This window comes from Christiangramia sabulilitoris (assembly GCF_007050985.1).
Lineage (GTDB): Bacteria > Bacteroidota > Bacteroidia > Flavobacteriales > Flavobacteriaceae > Christiangramia > Christiangramia sabulilitoris.
This window is the reverse complement of sequence record NZ_VHSF01000003.1, coordinates 238,570-258,459: the sequence shown is the minus strand read 5'-3', so window position 1 is coordinate 258,459 and position 19,890 is coordinate 238,570. Positions and strand designations below refer to the sequence as shown.

Genomic DNA, 19,890 nt, shown 5'->3' with positions numbered 1-19,890 from the left:
GGCTATGGAAGTTTTAAAAATAGCAACAGCAGGAAGTGTAGACGATGGTAAAAGTACCCTTATTGGAAGGTTGCTTTACGATACAAAATCGCTTACTTCAGATAAAATTGAGGCAATTGACAGAGTGAGTAAGAAAAATGGGCTTGATTATCTTGATTTTTCACTTGCTACAGATGGTCTCGTAGCCGAAAGAGAGCAAGGTATAACCATAGACGTAGCCCATATTTATTTTTCGACACCTAAAAAAAGTTACATAATTGCCGATACTCCAGGACATATTGAATACACAAGAAACATGGTGACCGGAGCTTCTACTTCTCAGACATCGATCATTTTAATTGATGCCAGGAAAGGGGTGATCGAACAGACTTACAGGCATTTCTTCATTAATAATTTATTGAGAATAAAAGAAGTGATCGTGGCTGTAAATAAGATGGACCTGGTGAATTATTCCGAAGAGGTATTTAATGAAATTGTTCAGGACTTTGAAGAATTGAGAGCGAAAAGTGATTTTAAAGATCAGAAGATAACTTTTATTCCTGTAAGTGCACTTTGGGGTGAGAATATTGCGGAAAAATCTACTGCGATGCCATGGTATAATGGTCAAACAATTCTGGAACATTTGGAGGCACTAAAAGCTGAAGATTTTGAAGAACAAAGTCAGGCCAGATTTTCAGTTCAAACAGTGATCAGGCCAAAAACCGATGAATTTCATGACTACCGTGGATATGCCGGTAAAATTAGTGGGAATAGCTTTAGAATTGGTGACGAGATAACAGTACTTCCATCTTTAACTACTTCTACTATTAAGGATATTCAGTTTTTTACTGAATCTTTTAATGAAGCTCCCGCAGGTAGTTCAGTTACTATAAGCCTTGCAGACGATATTAATGTTGCTAGAGGGGATATGTTGGTGAAATCGAATGAAGTACCTCAAGAAACTAAAGTCCTCGATGCAATGGTTTGCTGGATGGACAATAAGGCCTTGGTTCCGGGAACTAAATATGTGCTACAGCACAATACAAATGGTATACTGGCTAAGATCGATAAAGTTGAAGGTCATGTTGATACCAATTTTGGAGCGGAAGAAGAAGTGTCATCTTTAAGTTTAAATGATATTGGTAGCGTAAAGATCAAATTAAGCAAACCAATTTTTGCAGATAGTTATCATGATAATCGAGCTAATGGAAGGTTTATTCTAGTTGATACCCTTACTAATACAACCGCAGGAGTTGGCTTTATAAAATAAAATCAGGAAACAGTGAAACTATTCATTATGAACATTTTGTCTAATATGTGTATGTGCTATTCGCCTCACACTTAGAAGCCTATTTTATAAACTGAATTATAAAAAGTCCTTTTAAGTGATCCACCTAAAAGGACTTTTTTCATTTAAAGAGTTTTGAATAGTAAGAAGCGTCATGCTGAATTTATTTCAGCATCTCAGCTAGATGAAATCGATTAGTGAAAATGACGGTCGGGAAAAGAAGTGGGAAGCTCTAGAAAAATAACGTCATGCTGAACTTGTTTCAGCATCTCATTAAAAGCTGATTAGAACATTAAGAGACAAGAATTTAAATAATAAGATAATGCAAAGTTTTAGAACCGAAATTGAAAATCCCATTGTCGAACAGGACATTCTGGATTTAGAAAAGAAGATAAGGTTGTTCCGGGAAGGAAAGGCTGATGAAGAGAAATTCCGAAGCCTGCGTCTTGCACGTGGAGTTTACGGGCAAAGACAATCGGGTGTACAAATGGTTCGTATAAAACTGCCCTTTGGAAAAGTAACTTCAGAACAGCTACATCGAATCGCTGATGTTTCCGATGAATATTCCAAAGGACGATTGCATATAACCACCCGGCAGGATATCCAGATCCATTATGTGAGTCTTGATAGAACTCCGGAGCTTTGGGCACAGCTGGAAAAAGATGATGTTACCTTAAGGGAGGCCTGTGGAAATACGGTAAGAAATATTACCGCCTCTCCAACCGCGGGCATAGACCCAAATGAACCGTTTGATGTGTCCCCCTATGCTCACGCTGCCTTTCAATTCTTTCTTCGGAATCCGATCTGTCAGGAAATGGGAAGAAAATTTAAAATGTCATTCTCATCTTCAGATGAGGATACAGCCTTAAGTTATATACATGATCTTGGTTTTATTGCCAAGCTGAAAGATGGAAAACGCGGTTTTAAAGTGATGCTAGGTGGCGGTCTAGGTTCCCAGCCGAGACATGCCGATGAACTTTATGATTTTCTTCCTGCTGAAGAGATCATTCCCCTAATTGAAGGTGTGCTTCGAGTTTTTGATCGTCATGGCGAACGTGCAAAACGATTGAAAGCAAGAATGAAATTCCTGATCAAGGATATAGGGAAAGATGCTTTTATGGAACTGGTGGAAGCTCAGAAAACAGCTTTGTCTCAAAAACAACCAAAGTTCGAAATTGAGAAATTTGAAGCTGCTCCGCCATTACAGGACGTAAAAGTTCCTTCAGTGGAAATTGAAGATCAGAAAGATTTTGAAACCTGGAGGCAAACCAATGTCTTTAAACAGAAGCAGGAAGGTTTATATGCTATTGGAATCCGGGTTCCGTTAGGTGATTTTTACACAGGTGGCGCCAGGCAGCTGGCAGATCTGGTGAAAAAATATGCTGGTAATGAGCTAAGGTTAACCCTTAGACAGGATATTTTGATCCGCCATGTGCGCGAAGAATTTCTGGCATTCTTCTATTCGGAATTAAAAAAACTGGGCTATGCTGAAACCGGTTATAATAAAACAGTCGATATCACCGCCTGCCCTGGAACCGATACCTGTAATCTTGGAATTGCCAGTAGTACCGGAATTGCAGATGTACTTGAAGATGTTTTAAAAGAAGAATATCCTCAATTTATCAACGGTAAGGATATTACCATAAAGATTAGCGGATGTATGAATGCCTGCGGGCAGCATAATATGGCTGAAATTGGATTCCAGGGAATGTCTATCAAGGTTGGAAAAACTGTGGCTCCCGCACTTCAGGTGTTGCTTGGTGGTGGAACTTTAGGAAATGGTCAGGGAAGATTTGCAGATAAAGTGGTGAAAGTCCCGAGTAAAAGAGGACCGGAGGCACTAAGGCTCTTACTAAACGATTTTGAAGCGAATTTAAATGCAGATGAAAAATTTGCGGAATATTATGACCGTAAGCAGAAAACCTATTTCTATGATCTGCTGAAAGACCTTGCTGATACTTCAAATCTCAGCGAGAATGATTTTGTTGACTGGGGCCATGAATCTCCATATATAAAGGCGGTTGGCGTTGGTGAATGTGCGGGAGTGGTGATCGATTTGATAGCGACGCTTTTATTCGAAAGTGAAGAAAAGATCGATAATGCAAAATCTGCATTGGAGAGAAAGGATTGGTCAGATAGTATTTACCATTCCTATACTTCAATTGTGAATTCCGCTAAGGCATTATTGCTGGCTGAAGATGTAAAAACCAATACACAGGCCGGGATCATTGCACAATTTGATGAGCTTTTTGTAGAAACCGGAAAGATCGAGTTGTCGACCACTTTCAAGGAATTCACTTATCAATTGAATGAAAATGAGCCAACAGAGGCTTTTGCAAATAAATATTTAGAGGACGCGCATTTGTTCCTGAAGAGGGTGGATGCATTTAGAACAAAGGAGGTACAAAATGTATAATTCACCAAAACTAACCGTCGTTGGAGCAGGACCTGGAGATCCGGAATTGATCACCGTAAAAGCTTTGAATACATTGAAATCGGCCAGTGTAATTCTTTACGATGCCTTGATCAATCGGGATCTGCTGGAATATGCGCCACAAGCGGAACATATTTTTGTAGGGAAACGAAAAGACAAACATCGTTTTTCGCAGGACGAGATCAATGAATTGATCGTGAAATATGCTTTGGAACGTGGCCACGTAGTAAGACTCAAGGGTGGTGACCCATTTATTTTTGGAAGAGGATCAGAAGAGATCAGCTACGCCAGGAAAAACGGAGTGGAAACCGCTGTAGTTTCGGGAATCACTTCTTCCATTGCAGTGCCGGCAAATGTCGGAATCCCGCTTACGCAAAGAGGAACATCGGAGAGTTTCTGGGTGATCACAGGAACAACGTCTCAGAAGAATTTATCAAATGACGTTCGCCTGGCGGCTCAATCTACGGCAACGGTTGTGATATTAATGGGAATGGGAAAACTCCCGGAAATTGTTGAGGTTTTCAAAGGCTTTGGAAAACAGGATATTCCGGTGGGAATTATTCAGAATGGAACTACCGTAAATGAAAGATCAGGTTTTGGAACGATCAATTCCATTGAAAAGATCGCTTCAGAAAAAAAACTTGGCGCACCTGCCATTATTGTAATTGGTGAGGTGGTAAAGGAAGCGAATGCTTTGCAGGAAGTTTTTCAGAATGTTCAGCGCATTCCAAAGCGATCAAAATTTATAAATGCAGGAGCGGCTTAAATAAAACCACGTCAAGCTGAACTTGTTTCAGCTTCTCTATTTGAGATCCTGAAACAAGTTCAGGATGACGAATCAATAATAGTTGTGAAATAATGGAAGAAAGAAACGAACTATACCCTGTTTTTCTAAAGGTCAATAAACTGAACATCCTGGTAGTTGGGGGCGGAAATGTGGGACATGAAAAACTTCATTTCCTGTTCAAATCAAGTCCGAATGCACAGGTTGAGATCGTAGCAAAATGGTTTTTACCGGAAACGGAAGAACTGGCAAAGAAACACGGTGCGAAATTGATCAAAGGCAGGTATAAAAAGAAGTATCTGAGAAAAAAACATTTCGTGATCGCCGCAACCAACGATGCGAAACTTAATAAACGGGTTCACCGCCACGCCAAAAAGAGATTTTTGCTGGCTAATATCGCCGACACACCTGAACTCTGTGATTTCTATATGGGCGGAATTGTAAATAAAGGTCATGTGAAAATCGCGATTTCAACCAACGGGAAGTCCCCAACCACAGCGAAGCGCTTACGCCAGTTCTTCGAAGAGGTGATCCCTGAGAATGTGAACCAGATGGTCGAAAATTTAAATGAATATAGAAAATCCATTAAAGGTGATTTTGAAGCCAAGGTGGAACAAATGAATACAATAACAGAATCCTTAATCGTAAAAAAAGAGAGTAATGATTAAAACAGATATCCTGATAATCGGGGCCGGGCCTACCGGATTATTTACCGTTTTTGAAGCGGGATTATTAAAGCTGAAAACACATTTGATAGATGCGCTTCCACAACCTGGTGGGCAATGTTCAGAAATTTATCCAAAAAAACCCATTTATGATATTCCGGCTTTTCCGGAGATCCTGGCGGGAGATCTGGTGAAAAATCTCATGGAACAGATTAAGCCTTTCGAACCCGGATTCACTCTTGGTGAACGTGCGGAAACTCTGGAAAAGCTGGATGACGGAACTTTTATTGTGACTACTAATAAGGGAACTCAGCATCATGCACCTGTAGTAGCAATTGCTGGTGGGCTTGGATCTTTTGAGCCTAGAAAACCACCTATTGCCAATATTTCAGATTTTGAAGATAAAGGAGTTTCCTATTTTATTAAAGATCCTGAAGTGTATCGCGATCGAAAAGTGGTAATTGCCGGTGGTGGAGATTCTGCTTTAGACTGGGCTATTTATTTATCTGATGTGGCTTCAGAAGTTTCCTTGGTACACAGAAGGGAAGAATTTCGTGGTGCTCTGGATTCCGTAGAAAGGGTTTCTGAACTGGCGAAGCTGGGTAAAATTGAAATGATCACTAATGCTGAGGTAGTTGGTTTAAAAGGAGAAGATGAACTTGAAAAGGTGGTAATTCGTCATAAAGACAAGGCACGAGGAGAAGAATTCAGGGAGGTAGATGATTTTATCCCGCTTTTTGGATTATCACCAAAACTGGGGCCTATTGGTAACTGGGGATTGGAGATTGAAAAAAATGCCATAAAAGTTGATAATTCTTATGATTACCAAACAAATATTCCCGGAGTTTATGCGATCGGCGATGTGAATACTTATAAAGGAAAACTGAAACTTATCCTTTCCGGTTTTCATGAGGCTGCTATCATGTGTCAGAGTGCATATCAACGAATTTTCCCAGATAAGAAATATGTATTGAAATACACTACTGTTGGCGGTGTGGAAGGATTTGATGGTTCAAAGAAAGAGGCTAAAAGGGAAGTTGTGCAGAGCATCAGTGTTTAGAATGTCATCCTGTCCCGAAGCTTCGGGAGGTTCAGGACCTCAAGCAGAGAAGCCGAAACAAAATCAGCTTGACGGCTTTTGAGAAAAATTTAAAGGTAACCTTTGTTACCCGCGGGAAAAAGCAGAATTCATATCTTTGATGAAAATTCGAAACCATGAAGATCAGCTTAAAACGTATCAACGATAATTACCTTTTTGAAACCGTAAACGAACGAGGGAACATTGTTCTTCTAGACAATAAAACCGATGATGAACCAAAAGGGGCTAGCCCTATGGATCTTTTGCTTCGCGGTATTGCAGGTTGCAGTAGCATTGATATCGTGATGATCCTGAGAAAGCAGAATCATGAACTGGAAGATCTTAGGGTAGAGGTAGACGGTTACCGTGAAGATGGCAATATTCCAAATGTATTCAAGAAGATTCACCTGGACTTTATTCTGAAAGGAGATATTCCGCCAGCCAAAGTAGAAAGAGCGGTAAAATTATCGATGGATAAGTATTGTTCCGTTTCCAAAATGCTGGAAAAAGCTGCTGAGATCAGTTACACCATCACCTTGAATGGAGAGAAGGTTTTATAGAAAATTTTCTTAAAACCTTGCTATTGGGTTTATTATAACTGTATATTTGCCCAGTAAGTTCATTGTTTACTAACAATCGTTATCAAGAAAGGTTGAGGGAATAGACCCTGTGAAACCTTAGCAACCCTCCTTTGGAGAAGGTGCTACATTCTACTGAGTTCAGTCTCGGATAGATAACAAACAAGAATTCTTTCCTGTCTTCTTTTTTTGATAACGTTCATTTTATAGAACATGTCGAAAATAGAAGAGTTACTCTCACAAAAAATATTAATACTTGATGGTGCCATGGGGACCATGCTTCAGGAATATAAATTTTCTGAAGAGGATTTCCGCGGAAAACGTTTTACCGACTGGCCTGTTTCTCTAAAGGGAAATAACGACCTGCTGTCTATTACGCAACCTGAAGCCATCGCTACCATCCACCGGAAGTATTTCGATGCCGGAGCCGATATTGTGGAAACCAATACCTTCTCGGGAACTACCATCGCCATGGGCGATTATCAAATGGAAGAGCTGGTCTATGAGCTCAATTATGAATCGGCCAGGATCGCCAAAAAGGCCGCGGAAGAAGTCACTGCTGAAAATCCTCAAAAACCGAGATTTGTCGTCGGGGCAATGGGACCTACCAACAAAACGGCTAGTATGAGTCCTGATGTGAACGATCCTGGTTTTCGTGCTATTTCATTTGAAGAACTGAAAGTGGCTTACAAACAGCAGGCAAAAGCCTTGATAGATGGTGGGGTAGATGTGCTTTTGGTGGAAACAGTTTTTGATACCCTGAATGCCAAGGCAGCTCTTTTTGCAATAGACGAATTAAAGGAAGAACTGAATGTGGATATTCCGGTAATGGTAAGCGGAACAATTACAGATGCTTCCGGAAGAACATTGTCAGGCCAGACTGCCGAAGCATTTCTGATCTCAATTTCTCATATTCCGCTTTTAAGCATTGGGTTTAATTGCGCTTTAGGAGCCAAGCAATTGACTCCTCATCTGGAAGCGGTTGCCAGGAATACCGAATTTGGTGTTTCAGCCTATCCCAATGCCGGACTTCCCAATGCCTTTGGAGAGTACGATCAGGATGCGCAGGAAATGTCAAATCAGATCCGTGAGTACCTGGAAAAAGGTCTCGTGAATATTCTCGGCGGTTGCTGCGGAACCACTCCGTCTCACATTAAAGCGATCGCGGAAATTGCCAAGGATTACCAGCCAAGAAAACTTAAAAGAACTCTTCAAACTCAAAGTATTTAAGAATGTCAGAAATCAGACCCTTAAAATTATCCGGACTGGAACCTCTGGTGATCTTCCCGGAGAGCAATTTTATAAATGTTGGGGAACGAACCAACGTGGCTGGTTCTCGTAAATTTTTGAGACTTATCAAGGAAGAGAAATATGACGAAGCCCTTGAAGTTGCCCGCGAACAGGTAGAAAATGGAGCGCAGATCATCGATGTAAATATGGATGATGGCCTTATTGAAGGCAAGGAAGCCATGGTCAAATTCCTGAACCTGGTTGTGGCAGAACCTGATATTTCGAGGGTTCCTATTATGATTGATAGTTCCAAATGGGAAATTATCGAAGCCGGGCTACAGGTAGTACAGGGAAAATGTGTGGTGAATTCTATCAGTTTAAAGGAGGGTGAAGAAGAATTTATAAGTCATGCGAATAAGATCAGGCGTTATGGTGCGGCTGTGATCGTAATGGCGTTTGATGAAGTTGGCCAGGCAGATAATTATGAGAGACGAATTGAGATCGCGAAAAGATCCTATGATATTTTGGTCAATAAGGTGAAATTCCCTCCTGAGGATATCATTTTCGATCTCAATATTTTCCCGGTTGGAACGGGGATGGACGAGCATAAGAGAAATGCGATAGATTTTATCGAAGGAGCGCGTTGGGTAAAACAGAACCTTCCTCATTGCAGTGTGAGCGGTGGAGTTAGTAATGTGTCATTTTCTTTCCGCGGGAATAATCCTGTGCGGGAAGCTATGCATTCAGTATTCCTATATCATGCTATTAAAGCCGGAATGAATATAGGGATCGTAAATCCATCTATGCTGGAAGTTTATGACGAGATCCCGAAAGATCTACTGGAACATGTGGAAGATGTGATTCTCGACCGAAGAGATGACGCGACCGAGAGACTTCTCGATTTTGCTGAAAACGTAGTAGGAAGAAAAAAAGAGAATAAAATTGATCTTTCCTGGCGGGAAAAGCCACTTCAGGATAGGATCACTCATGCCCTGGTAAAAGGAGTTGACGCATATATTTTAGAAGATATCGAGCAGGCACGTATTGAAGCTGAAAAGCCTCTGGATGTTATTGAAGGTCCTCTTATGATAGGAATGAATGTGGTTGGAGACCTTTTTGGAAGCGGGAAAATGTTCCTGCCACAGGTGGTGAAGTCGGCAAGGGTTATGAAAAAGGCGGTAGCCCATCTTTTACCATATATCGAAGCCGATAAATCGAATAAAAGACAATCGGCTGGTCGTATTTTAATGGCTACGGTAAAAGGCGATGTACATGATATTGGTAAAAATATCGTGAGCGTGGTATTGGGCTGTAATAATTATGAGATCATTGATCTTGGGGTGATGGTGCCGCCGGAAAAAATTATTGAAACTGCCAAAAAAGAGAATGTAGATGTGATAGGTCTTAGCGGACTTATTACTCCGTCACTCGATGAGATGGTTTTCCTGGCTAAGGAAATGGAGCGTCAGGATTTTTCTGTTCCGCTTTTGATTGGTGGTGCAACCACATCCAAAGCTCATACCGCGGTAAAGATAGATCCGCAATATAAACACGCGGTCGCTCATGTAAACGATGCATCCCGGGCGGTGACCGTAGTCGGAGATCTGCTAAAGGATAGTACACGTGAGAAATATAAGAACGACCTGAAAGTTCAGTATGACGAATTCAGGAAGAATTTTAGCAAAAGGAGTAAGGTCAAGTCTTTTTTAAGTATCCAGGAGGCCAGGGAAAACAAATTCCAGATCGATTGGGATAAAACGCAAATAACTAAGCCTGCTAAATTAGGAATCCAGGTGATTGAAGATTTTGATCTGCATAAACTGGTGGATTATATAGATTGGAGTCCGTTTTTTAGAAGCTGGGATCTGCATGGGAGATATCCAGATATTCTAAAGGATGAGATTGTTGGTGAGCAAGCGCAAAGTCTATTCGATGATGCCCAGGTTTTGCTTCAACGAATTCTTGATGAAAAGTTGCTGAAGGCGAAAGCGATCTTTGGATTGTTTGAAGCGAATACGGTCAATCACGACGATATCGAAGTGAAATTTAAGCAGGATTCTGTTGAGAAAACAGCAATTTTCAGAACACTCAGGCAGCAATTAAAGAAACACGGGGATCAGCCGAATTTCGCCTTGGCAGATTTTATTTCACCTAAGGAATCCGGAATCAATGATTATATAGGCTGTTTTTGTGTGACTACCGGGTTCGGAACCCAGGAATTGGCTGCGAAGTTTGAAAAAGATCATGACGATTACAATTCGATCATGATCAAGGCCCTGGCCGATCGTCTGGCCGAAGCATTTGCGGAATACCTGCATAAAGAGGTAAGGACTCAGCATTGGGGATATGCTTCAGACGAAAGTCTGAGCAACGAAGAACTGATCAAAGAAGTCTACAAAGGAATTCGTCCCGCACCGGGTTATCCTGCCTGTCCAGATCATCTGGAGAAAATTACTATTTGGGAAATTTTGCAGGTTAAGGAAAAAATTGGTGTAGAACTTACCGAAAGCCTGGCGATGTGGCCGGCGGCCAGCGTAAGTGGTTATTATTTCGCGAATCCTGAAGCGAGGTATTTTGGACTTGGGAAAATCAAGGAAGACCAGGTAAGGGATTTTGCTAATAGAAAAGGTATAGAATATAAGAAGGCGGAAAAATGGCTTAATCCCAATATTGCTGATTAAAAAATACGTTAAGTTGAAACTCCCGAAGCTTCGGGAGTTTTAGCTTCTCTTGAGATTCTGAAACAAGTTCAGAATGACGAGAAATTAAAAAAAGGAAATGCGTTAGGGATTGCAGCGGCATCCTTTTACCGCAATGCTGAGCCTGTCGAAGCATGAAGGTAAAAGATACAGCGAAAAGCCCGGCCCGAAGGGCAACGCCCAGATAATAAAAGAAAAAATTTTAATGAAAATCACCGAACATTTAGAAGCAGCCAAGGAGAAAACCTTGTTCTCTTTCGAGATCCTACCGCCATTGAAGGGTTACAATATTAATTCGATCTATGAAAATATAGATCCATTGATGGAATTTGATCCACCGTTTATTGATGTGACCTACCACCGGGAGGAATACGTATATTCTGAAAAGGAGAACGGACTGCTGGAAAAAAAGATCGTGAGAAAACGTCCCGGAACCGTGGGCATCTGTGCTGCTATCCAGAGCAAATATGGAGTTGATGCCGTACCGCATATCCTTTGTGGTGGATTCTCTAAGGAAGATACCGAAAATTTCCTGATCGACCTGGATTTCCTGGGAATTAAAAATGTGATGGCCTTGCGCGGGGATGCGGTAAAAAGTGAGACTTACTTTAAACCCGAGAAGAACGGGAATTGCTTCGCCAAAGATCTGGTATACCAGATCTACGACCTTAATTCGGGGAAATATCTTGATGAGGTTATTGAAAAAGGTCATAACACCGATTTTTGCGTGGGTGTTGCCGGTTATCCTGAGAAGCATATGGAAGCCCCAAGTATAGATAAGGACATTCAACGGTTAAAAGAAAAGATCGAGGCCGGTGCGGAATATGTGGTAACCCAAATGTTCTTTGAGAATAACAGGTATTTCGAATTCATTGAAAAATGTCGGGAGAGCGGTATTGATGTTCCCATCATTCCCGGTTTAAAACCAATTGCCACCAAAAAACAGTTAAGCGTTATTCCGCATAGATTTCATGTGGATATGCCAGATTGTTTGATCAGGGAAGTGGAAAAGTGTAAGGATAATGCTGCGGTAAGGCAGGTAGGGATAGAATGGTGCATACAGCAGAGCAAGGAACTTATTGCCGGCGGAGTCCCGGTACTACATTATTATTCTATGGGAAAAAGCACGAATATTCAGAAAATTGCCACCGCGGTTTTTTAGGATTTTATGCTTTCAACTAAAAGGCAGTTTTTTTCGTAAATATGTTAGATTTGCTTTCGTATGAAAAGAATTGCCCCGTTCCTGCTCTTTCTATGCAGTTTTATATCCCTGGCCCAGGAAGAAAAACCTGAAAAGTATTTTTCTTTAGATGCCAGTTATTATTATGGTACTATCCTGGAGCATAATCCTGATATCGCTCATTTGATCACCGATCATCCTAATGGTATTTTACTAAGCCTGAACAGGAAGACCTACGGTCTGGAAAAATGGGAAAGGCGATATAATTATCCCGATTATGGTTTTTCATTTATATACCAGGATCTGAAAAACACCTATTTAGGAGAAAATTATTCTATGTATGGGCATTTCAGCTTCTATTTTATAAAGAGATTACTTATGATAAGGATAGGACAGGGCGTTGCATACACAACCAATCCTTATGATGCCGATACTAATTATTTCAATAACGCTTTTGGAACGCGATTTCTAAGTTCTACCTATTTAATGGGTAATCTGCAAAAAGAGAATATTATTGGAGGTTTGGGAATAAATGCCGGAATTACCGTGATCCATTATTCTAATGCAGATACCGGTTCGCCAAACCACAGTACAAACACCTTTACCTTTAATGTAGGGTTGAATTATACACTGGATCATGAAAATCATCCGGATTATATCCTGCGAGAAGAAAATGAAAAATACACTGAACCGGTGCGTTATAATTTTGCGGTAAGGAGCGGTTTCAATACCGCGGGTGTGGTGGGTTCTCCTAAATTGCCTTTTTTAACGCTGGCTGCGTATGCAGATAAGGTTATTAACCATAAAAGTACTCTACAGGCGGGAACTGAATTATTTTTTTCAAGATCTATGGAAGAGTTTATAAATTATCAGGCCTCGGCCTTCCCCTCAAAAGGTACCCGGGGCGATGAAGATGCAAAAAGGATCGGGGTTTTCCTTGGACATAAGCTTACCTTCAACAAAATGGCCCTGATCACCCAGTTAGGGTATTATGCTTATTATCCTTATACAGATTATGTAGAGCAGGTTTATAATCGAATGGGCCTGGAAAGAAAGATTACAGATGATTGGTGGGCTTCTGTAACCGTAAGATCTCACGGTGCAAATGCTGAAGCGGTTGAATTTTCAATAGGATACAGGTTATGAGAAAGATTTTAATCCTGATGATTTTGGTAGGTTTTCTTAGTTGTGATTCTGAAGATGCGGGAAATTGTCTCCAGACAACCGGAGATATTGTCAGCAGGAACGTAACGGTGGAAGCTTTTCAGGAAATTATGGTTTACGATAAGATAAAACTATTTATTACCCAGGGAGCTGAACATAAAGTGATCATAGAAAGTGGAGAAAATCTGCTTAACGAGATAACGGCAGAAGTAGTTGATAATCGTCTGGTCCTGAGAAACGAAAATCGATGTAACTTATTCCGGGATTATGGGGTCACTAAAATTTACGTTACCACACCAGAATTGACTTATATACGCCATGCTGGAAATATTCCTTTGGAAAGTATCGGAACTCTGGAACTGGACAACCTATGGCTGGTTTCCGAAAATCAGGCCGTAGATCCTGAAATTCATACGAATGGTGCTTTTATTTTAGATCTGAAGGTGAAAAACCTCAGGATTACCAATGATAATTATTCTCACTTTTTCCTATCTGGAAGCGTGCAAAATTTCGACGGGTTCTTTGCTGCGGGTGATGGCAGACTTGAGGCGAGGGATCTGATTGTACAGAATTATGAACTTTTTCATCGCGGGACCAATAAATTGATCGTCAATCCTCAACAAAGTTTGAAAGGGAATATTTTTAGCTACGGAGATATAATTTCAGTGAACCGGCCACCGGTTGTGGATGTGGAAGAACATTTTAGGGGAAGGTTGATTTTCGAGGCCCCCTAAATCCCCTAAAATGGGGACTTTTTGAAGCTCATTATTCAGAAGGCTTTGATAAGCTGTCCAATTGCCTCTGGAGTTTCAACTTCTTTTCACGAGATCCTTAAACTCCCAATATTTCGGGACATGATGAGGATTCTCTAGTTAGATTTTAGTTATTGTGAAGCCGTTAATTCAGCAAAAAGGCTTTCCAGGTTCTTGGTCTTCTGGTTTAGCTGAAGTGTCTTTAATCCGTTGTCGTGAGCAAAATCAAAAACTGCCGGTCGCATATCTTTTTTAGTATTAAAGATCAACTCATAAGTAAAACCGCCCGTGTTTTTAGCAGATCTAAGTTGGGGTATGTCCTTAAGCGCAATTTCTTCGATCCTATAATCAAATTCCACAAAAATAACCTGTTCATTTTCCTCGCGCAGATCTTTAAGTTTTTTGTCTGCCACTATTTTTCCGTTATTAATAATAATAACCCGGTCACAGATTGCCTCCACTTCCTGCATAATATGAGTGGAGAGAAAAACTGTTTTACCAGGTTTGCCGTCTGCTTTAGCTTTTCCAATATTCCTGATTAAAGATCTGATCTCTACCAGTTGATTTGGATCAAGTCCCGTGGTAGGTTCGTCCAGAATAAGCACCTGTGGGTCGTGTAAAAGCGCTGCAGCCAGGCCAACTCTCTGCCGGTATCCTTTGGATAGTTGCTCTATTTTTTTGTTCGCTTCCGGGGTTAAGCCGGTTAGTTTGATAACTTCTTCGACACGTTTCTTATCTGCATGGTAAACCGAAGCATTAAAATTTAAATATTCCCTTACGAACATTTCAAGATATAATGGATTATGTTCCGGGAGATAGCCAATCTGGCTTTGGATTGCTGAAATGTTAGTTTTGGTATTATACCCACAAACTTCTGCGAAACCGGAATCTGGGGTGAGGAAGCCCGTCAGGATCTTCATCAACGTGGATTTTCCAGCGCCGTTAGGTCCAAGAAATCCAACGATCTCCCCGCTGCCTATTTTAAAACTAACGTCATTCAGAGCCTTTTGGCTGCCAAATTGTTTGGTGATATTTTCTACAGATACAGACATATTCTTCAGTTTCAAAATTAGGAATAAATAATCAGGGAAACTGCTGATTATTTTTCAAAATTTCAACGTTTAAGTAGCAGATTAATTATAAATCGTTGGTATTTATCACTGATTTTCCGAAATTCAGAAAACTAAAGATTTTGATGCTAATTAATTTTGATTATAAAATTTAAGCATTACTTTAGTCTTTCGTAATTATTCGAAATGAAAGGTTTAATCACTTGGAACGCATTCTATTATTTTTATTTCTATACCAGAAATAGGATCGGGAATGCTATATGATTAACATCAACATAAAATTATAGTAAAGTCTCGATCTTAGATCGGGACTTTTTTTTTGATATATGAATAAAAAAGTAGGCATACAGGGGATTCAAGGTTCCTTTCATCATCTGGTAGCGATGGATTATTACCACAAGGATATTGCGGTAATGGAGCATTTGTCTTTCCACGAGCTTGCTCAAAAGCTTGCAGGCAGAGAAACCAATGAAGCGGTCATGGCCATTGAGAATAGTATTGCCGGTTCAATTTTGCCAAATTATGCCCTTATTGATGAATATAATTTGAGTGTGATTGGGGAGCATTATACGCCGGTAAATATGAATTTGATGGCGATTGAAGGACAGAAAATTGAGGAAATAAAAAAGGTGTTTTCTCATCCTATGGCTTTACTACAATGCAAGGAGTTCTTCAAAAAACATCCGCATATTAAATTGATAGAAGACGCAGATACTGCGGAAGCTGCCAGAAGGATTTCAGAAGAAGGAAAATTGAAGGTCGCTGCCGTGGCCAGCCCAGCCGCTGCAGAAATGTATGGTCTGGAAATTCTGGCGAAAGAAATACATACTATAAAAAGCAATGCTACCCGGTTTCTGGTTTTGGGTACTGAAAAGCAAAAACCTAACGGAGAAAAACTGGATAAGGCATCACTTAAATTTGATCTGAAAAGCGAACGGGGGAGCCTGGTTTCGGTTTTAAATATCCTCCGGGATTGTTGCCTGGATATGACCAAAATCCAGTCTCTTCCCATAATCGATGAACCCTGGAAATATTCATTTTTCGTAGATGTGATTTTTGAGAAGTTTGACGATCTGGAAAAAGCGATTAACGTATTAAAATTAATGACCGAAGAACTTAAAGTTCTGGGCATCTATAAAAATAAGCTTGTATGATAACGGCAAAAAGACTTGATACAGTTCAGGAATACTACTTTTCGAAAAAACTTCGGGAAGTTGCCGGGCTAAGGGAGCAGGGAAGGCCAATTATTAATCTTGGGATAGGCAGCCCCGATCTCGCACCACCACCAGAGGTGGTAAAGGCTTTAAATTCTGCCCTGAGTTCTAACGGCGCTCATCAATATCAGCCCTATAAAGGGGTGAATGAATTGAGGAATGGAATTTCCAGATTTTATGAAAAATTCTACGATCTTAAGTTGGATCCTGAAACTGAAATTCTTCCGCTCATGGGAAGTAAAGAGGGAATCATGCATATATCCATGGCTTTTTTAAACCCTGGAGATGAAGTATTGCTGCCTAATCCCGGGTATCCAACTTATAGTTCTGTTTCTAAACTTCTGGAGGCTAAGGAACGAAATTATGAATTGAATGCCGAAAATAACTGGCTGCCAGACCTGCAAGAACTCGCGAAAAAAGATCTTGGTAAAGTTAAAATTATGTGGGTGAATTATCCTCATATGCCTACCGGAGCGACAGCTTCAGAAAAGTTTTTCAGGGAACTAACAGAATTTGCCGAAACACACGAGATCCTGGTGATCAATGATAATCCCTATAGTTTTATTCAGAATGATGAACCCAGAAGTATTCTTAAAAAAAATGAGTTAAGTGATTATGTGATGGAGCTAAACTCCCTGAGCAAGAGTTTTAATATGGCCGGATGGAGGGTCGGAATTTTAGCCGGGAGCCAGAAAAATATAAACGCTGTTTTAAAGGTGAAATCAAATATGGACAGCGGTATGTTTTATCCAGTGCAGGCAGGAGCTATCGAGGCGCTTAAGCTTGGAATTTCCTGGTTTGATGAGCAGAATAAGGTTTATGCCCTGAGGAAAGAGAAAATTCTGGCATTGATAGAAGAGATGAACTGTGAGGTAAGTGACAAACAGGTTGGTCTTTTCATTTGGGCCAAAACTCCGGAAGGGAAAACCTCTGAAGAAGTAGTAAACGAATTGCTTTATGAATATGATATTTTTATTTCTCCCGGGTTTATTTTTGGATCTCAGGGAGAGGGATATGTACGGTTTTCTCTTTGTGCGAGTGAAGAATTGATCGATGAAGCATTTAAAAGAATAAAGAAATGAAGGTTTTTATAATTGGAGTTGGCCTTATAGGAGGATCATTTGCCCTGGATCTCAAATCGGTTTTGGAGCAGGTAGAGATTTATGGGATAGACAGTGATGAACATCACCTGGATAAAGCTCTGGAATTAGGTTTAATAGATCATAAAGCAAAATTTGAAGACCTTATAGGTGCAGATCTGGTCTACCTGGCGATTCCGGTAGATGCCTCGCTGGAAGTTTTGCCTATAATCCTGGACCTTGTAAATGATAATTGTGTGGTTACCGATGCCGGTTCTACCAAAGAACATCTCTGTGCAAAAGTAGCTGATCATCCAAAGCGTAGAAATTTCCTGGCTGGGCATCCAATTTCAGGGACAGAATTTTCTGGACCTACCGCAGCCATTCATGGATTATTTAAAGATAAGACCAGTATAATATGCGAGGTGGAAAAAACTGCCTTCAAATTACAGGAAAGAGCCCTGGAGATCTTTAAGGCGATAGGGATGAGGATCAGGTATATGGATCCAAAATCCCATGACCGTCACATAGCTTATGTTTCACACTTATCGCATATAAGTTCATTTATGCTGGGGAAAACCGTATTGGACAAGGAAAAAAACGAACGGGATATATTTGACCTGGCAGGAAGTGGTTTTGCTTCCACCGTAAGATTAGCAAAGAGTTCTCCGGCCATGTGGACGCCTATTTTCAATCTTAATAAGAAAAATGTAATAGAAACCCTGGACGAATATATATCGAATTTGAAGTATTTCAGAAAACTAATGCAGGAAGATAATTTTGAGGAGGTTTTTAACGAAATGGAAAAAACGAACCATATAAGAGAGGTGCTAAACGGAATAAGTAATAACGAAGAATTAAAAATACTGGAAAATGGAAAATAAAAAGGAACTCAGAACGTGGTTGGATGATTTTGGATTATCGCATCCATTGGTAATTGCCGGACCTTGCAGTGCCGAAACTGAAGAACAGGTACTAACGATCGCACACCAATTAAAAGATAGCGATGCTACCGTGCTAAGAGCTGGAATATGGAAGCCAAGAACAAGGCCAGGTAATTTTGAAGGAGTTGGAGCTTTAGGTTTAAAATGGCTTCAGAAGGCAAAAGAAGAAACAGGAATGCTTACTACTACAGAAGTGGCAAACCCGAATCACGTAGATCTTGCTTTAAAACATGATGTTGATATTCTTTGGATAGGTGCTAGAACCACTGTCTCTCCCTTCATCGTACAGGAAATTGCAGATGCCTTGAAAGGTACAGATAAGATAGTTCTGGTTAAAAATCCGGTAAATCCTGATCTTTCTCTATGGCTTGGTGCCGTAGAAAGGCTTCATACAGCTAATATCAATAAGCTTGGAGTGATCCACCGTGGATTTTCAGCCTATGAAAAGACCAAATACAGAAACAATCCGGAATGGCAGATACCTATCGAGCTTCAGAATAAGTTTCCAGATCTGCCTCTAATCCTGGATCCATCTCATATTGCAGGAAGAAGGGATATAATCTTTGATCTATGCCAGACCGCGCTGGATCTTAATTATGACGGACTTATGGTGGAAACTCATCATACTCCCGATAAAGCATGGAGTGATGCCGCCCAACAAATCACCCCGGAAACTCTTATAAAAATGATGGAAGACCTTAAAGTACGTAAAGAAATTTCTGCAAGTGAAGAATTTCAGAACAAGTTAACTGCTCTAAGATCCAAGATAGATATAACCGATACTCAAATCCTGGAGATCCTTTCGAAACGAATGAAGATCGCCGAAGAGATTGGACAGGTTAAGAAAGAAAAGAATGTAGCGATCCTGCAAACTAAAAGATGGAATGAGATCCTGGGTAAAATGGTGCTGGAAGGTGAGGAGAAAGGTCTTAGTGAAGAATTTGTATTAAGGATGTTCAAGGCAATTCACCAGGAATCGATCAACCACCAGCAAAAGATCCTTGACGGGATACGGTAAGGTATAAAAAAAGCTGTCAGATTTTGACAGCTTTTTTATTCTATGGTGATATTTGCTAATCTGTATATCCCAAACGCCTTGATGCTTTACGCATTAAGGTGTTTATAAGGGTGTCATTATCACTACCCAGACTGCCTCTGACCTTTTTATTATAATTCCAAAGCAGCTCTCCACTTTCAGCATTATTTACGCTCATATTTATCACCGCAGTATTGGTGCTACCCCAGAAACCAATAAGCAGACCAAGGGCAATTGAAGCACCTTCAGACATTGGTTTGTCTGTCTCGAATGTTCCTGAAATTACTGCATCAACGCCCAGTATTGCTGCGATTTCTTCAGGGGTATGCAAATTAAGATCTGTAAAATCTGCCTGGTGAAGAAGTGCATTTGTCCTTTTGGGATCCTGTACGTCTACCTTTAAGTCACCACGTTTTTTGCGCTTGAGAAACCAGGAATACATAGCTGCCTGGATCGATAAACCTTCGCTCTCTTCCAGCTTAGCTAATTGCTCTGGGGTCATGTCTTTCATTTGTTTAGGTCGTAGATTGACACTTGCCTCGAATGGCACAATGGCAATAATTTTGTGACCGGCGGTTAATTGATCAAATTGTGGATGTTGATACAGATTGGTTTGGGCCATCGCTGTATTCAAATTAAATAAGAATAGCATGGCCATGAATAATTTAAAAGTAAATTTGTACATGGTAATAGGTTAATTATTGGATGCGACAAAT

General features: G+C 40.4%; 17 protein-coding genes and 1 riboswitch. Of the genes, 15 read left to right on the top strand and 2 right to left on the bottom strand.

The features are described from left to right. The first annotated feature begins 4 nt into the window (after positions 1–4). From FGM01_RS11350 to FGM01_RS11300, 11 genes are all read left to right on the top strand, one after another. Entirely contained in the window at positions 5–1,249 is a 1,245-nt protein-coding gene (locus FGM01_RS11350) for a sulfate adenylyltransferase subunit 1 (protein ID WP_143411291.1), read from the top strand. Between the two features lie 340 nt (positions 1,250–1,589). Further along, positions 1,590–3,683 carry a HEPN domain-containing protein gene (locus tag FGM01_RS11345; protein WP_143411290.1) on the top strand — a complete coding sequence of 698 codons (2,094 nt, stop codon included), beginning with the start codon at positions 1,590–1,592 and terminating at the stop codon, positions 3,681–3,683. Further along, positions 3,676–4,467: a uroporphyrinogen-III C-methyltransferase gene (cobA, locus tag FGM01_RS11340; RefSeq protein WP_143411289.1), complete on the top strand. Its 792-nt coding sequence runs from the start codon at positions 3,676–3,678 to the stop codon at positions 4,465–4,467. Before FGM01_RS11345 ends, cobA begins: the two co-directional genes overlap by 8 nt. A gap of 92 nt (positions 4,468–4,559) precedes the next feature. Next, complete coding sequence (locus FGM01_RS11335) at positions 4,560–5,153, top strand: precorrin-2 dehydrogenase/sirohydrochlorin ferrochelatase family protein (protein WP_143411288.1); 594 nt, start codon at positions 4,560–4,562, stop codon at positions 5,151–5,153. After that, positions 5,146–6,210 carry an NAD(P)/FAD-dependent oxidoreductase gene (locus FGM01_RS11330; RefSeq protein WP_143411287.1) on the top strand — a complete coding sequence of 355 codons (1,065 nt, stop codon included), beginning with the start codon at positions 5,146–5,148 and terminating at the stop codon, positions 6,208–6,210. The genes FGM01_RS11335 and FGM01_RS11330 overlap by 8 nt, the downstream gene beginning before the upstream one ends. A gap of 155 nt (positions 6,211–6,365) precedes the next feature. After that, positions 6,366–6,788, top strand: a complete 423-nt coding sequence (locus FGM01_RS11325; RefSeq protein WP_143411286.1) for an OsmC family protein — start codon at positions 6,366–6,368, stop codon at positions 6,786–6,788. 76 nt (positions 6,789–6,864) lie between these two features. After that, positions 6,865–6,968, top strand: a riboswitch (SAM riboswitch). Positions 6,969–7,019: 51 nt separating this feature from the next. Beyond that, complete coding sequence (locus FGM01_RS11320; RefSeq protein ID WP_143411285.1) at positions 7,020–8,036, top strand: homocysteine S-methyltransferase family protein; 1,017 nt, start codon at positions 7,020–7,022, stop codon at positions 8,034–8,036. A gap of 2 nt (positions 8,037–8,038) precedes the next feature. Continuing rightward, positions 8,039–10,717, top strand: a complete 2,679-nt coding sequence (gene metH / locus FGM01_RS11315) for a methionine synthase (protein WP_143411284.1) — start codon at positions 8,039–8,041, stop codon at positions 10,715–10,717. A 223-nt stretch (positions 10,718–10,940) separates the two neighbouring features. Continuing rightward, entirely contained in the window at positions 10,941–11,897 is a 957-nt protein-coding gene (gene metF, locus FGM01_RS11310) for a methylenetetrahydrofolate reductase [NAD(P)H] (RefSeq protein WP_143411283.1), read from the top strand. A 60-nt stretch (positions 11,898–11,957) separates the two neighbouring features. Further along, on the top strand, positions 11,958–13,061 hold the full coding sequence (locus FGM01_RS11305) for an acyloxyacyl hydrolase (RefSeq protein ID WP_143411282.1): 1,104 nt from the start codon (positions 11,958–11,960) through the stop codon (positions 13,059–13,061). Beyond that, positions 13,058–13,813, top strand: coding sequence for a head GIN domain-containing protein (locus tag FGM01_RS11300; RefSeq protein ID WP_143411281.1), 756 nt, complete (start codon positions 13,058–13,060; stop codon positions 13,811–13,813). The genes FGM01_RS11305 and FGM01_RS11300 overlap by 4 nt, the downstream gene beginning before the upstream one ends. A gap of 149 nt (positions 13,814–13,962) precedes the next feature. On the opposite strand, the gene gldA is transcribed toward FGM01_RS11300, so the two are convergent. After that, positions 13,963–14,883 carry a gliding motility-associated ABC transporter ATP-binding subunit GldA gene (gene gldA / locus FGM01_RS11295; RefSeq protein ID WP_143411734.1) on the bottom strand — a complete coding sequence of 307 codons (921 nt, stop codon included), beginning with the start codon at positions 14,881–14,883 and terminating at the stop codon, positions 13,963–13,965. Between the two features lie 344 nt (positions 14,884–15,227). On the opposite strand from gldA, the gene FGM01_RS11290 reads away from it, so the two are divergent. The 4 genes from FGM01_RS11290 to FGM01_RS11275 are packed head-to-tail and all read left to right on the top strand — an operon-like array spanning position 15,228 to position 19,156. Beyond that, on the top strand, positions 15,228–16,055 hold the full coding sequence (locus FGM01_RS11290) for a prephenate dehydratase (RefSeq protein WP_143411280.1): 828 nt from the start codon (positions 15,228–15,230) through the stop codon (positions 16,053–16,055). Continuing rightward, positions 16,052–17,197 (top strand): pyridoxal phosphate-dependent aminotransferase, encoded by a 1,146-nt coding sequence (locus FGM01_RS11285; RefSeq protein ID WP_143411279.1) that lies wholly within the window; start codon positions 16,052–16,054, stop codon positions 17,195–17,197. The genes FGM01_RS11290 and FGM01_RS11285 overlap by 4 nt, the downstream gene beginning before the upstream one ends. Beyond that, the gene (locus FGM01_RS11280; RefSeq protein WP_143411278.1) at positions 17,194–18,078 is read left to right on the top strand and encodes a prephenate dehydrogenase; all 885 of its coding nucleotides are present in this window, start codon (positions 17,194–17,196) and stop codon (positions 18,076–18,078) included. Before FGM01_RS11285 ends, FGM01_RS11280 begins: the two co-directional genes overlap by 4 nt. After that, positions 18,068–19,156, top strand: coding sequence for a bifunctional 3-deoxy-7-phosphoheptulonate synthase/chorismate mutase type II (locus FGM01_RS11275; protein ID WP_143411277.1), 1,089 nt, complete (start codon positions 18,068–18,070; stop codon positions 19,154–19,156). The genes FGM01_RS11280 and FGM01_RS11275 overlap by 11 nt, the downstream gene beginning before the upstream one ends. A 55-nt stretch (positions 19,157–19,211) precedes the next feature. Here FGM01_RS11275 and FGM01_RS11270 read toward each other — a convergent pair whose 3' ends face one another. Further along, positions 19,212–19,859 (bottom strand): hypothetical protein, encoded by a 648-nt coding sequence (locus tag FGM01_RS11270; RefSeq protein WP_143411276.1) that lies wholly within the window; start codon positions 19,857–19,859, stop codon positions 19,212–19,214. Between the last annotated feature and the right edge of the window lie 31 nt (positions 19,860–19,890).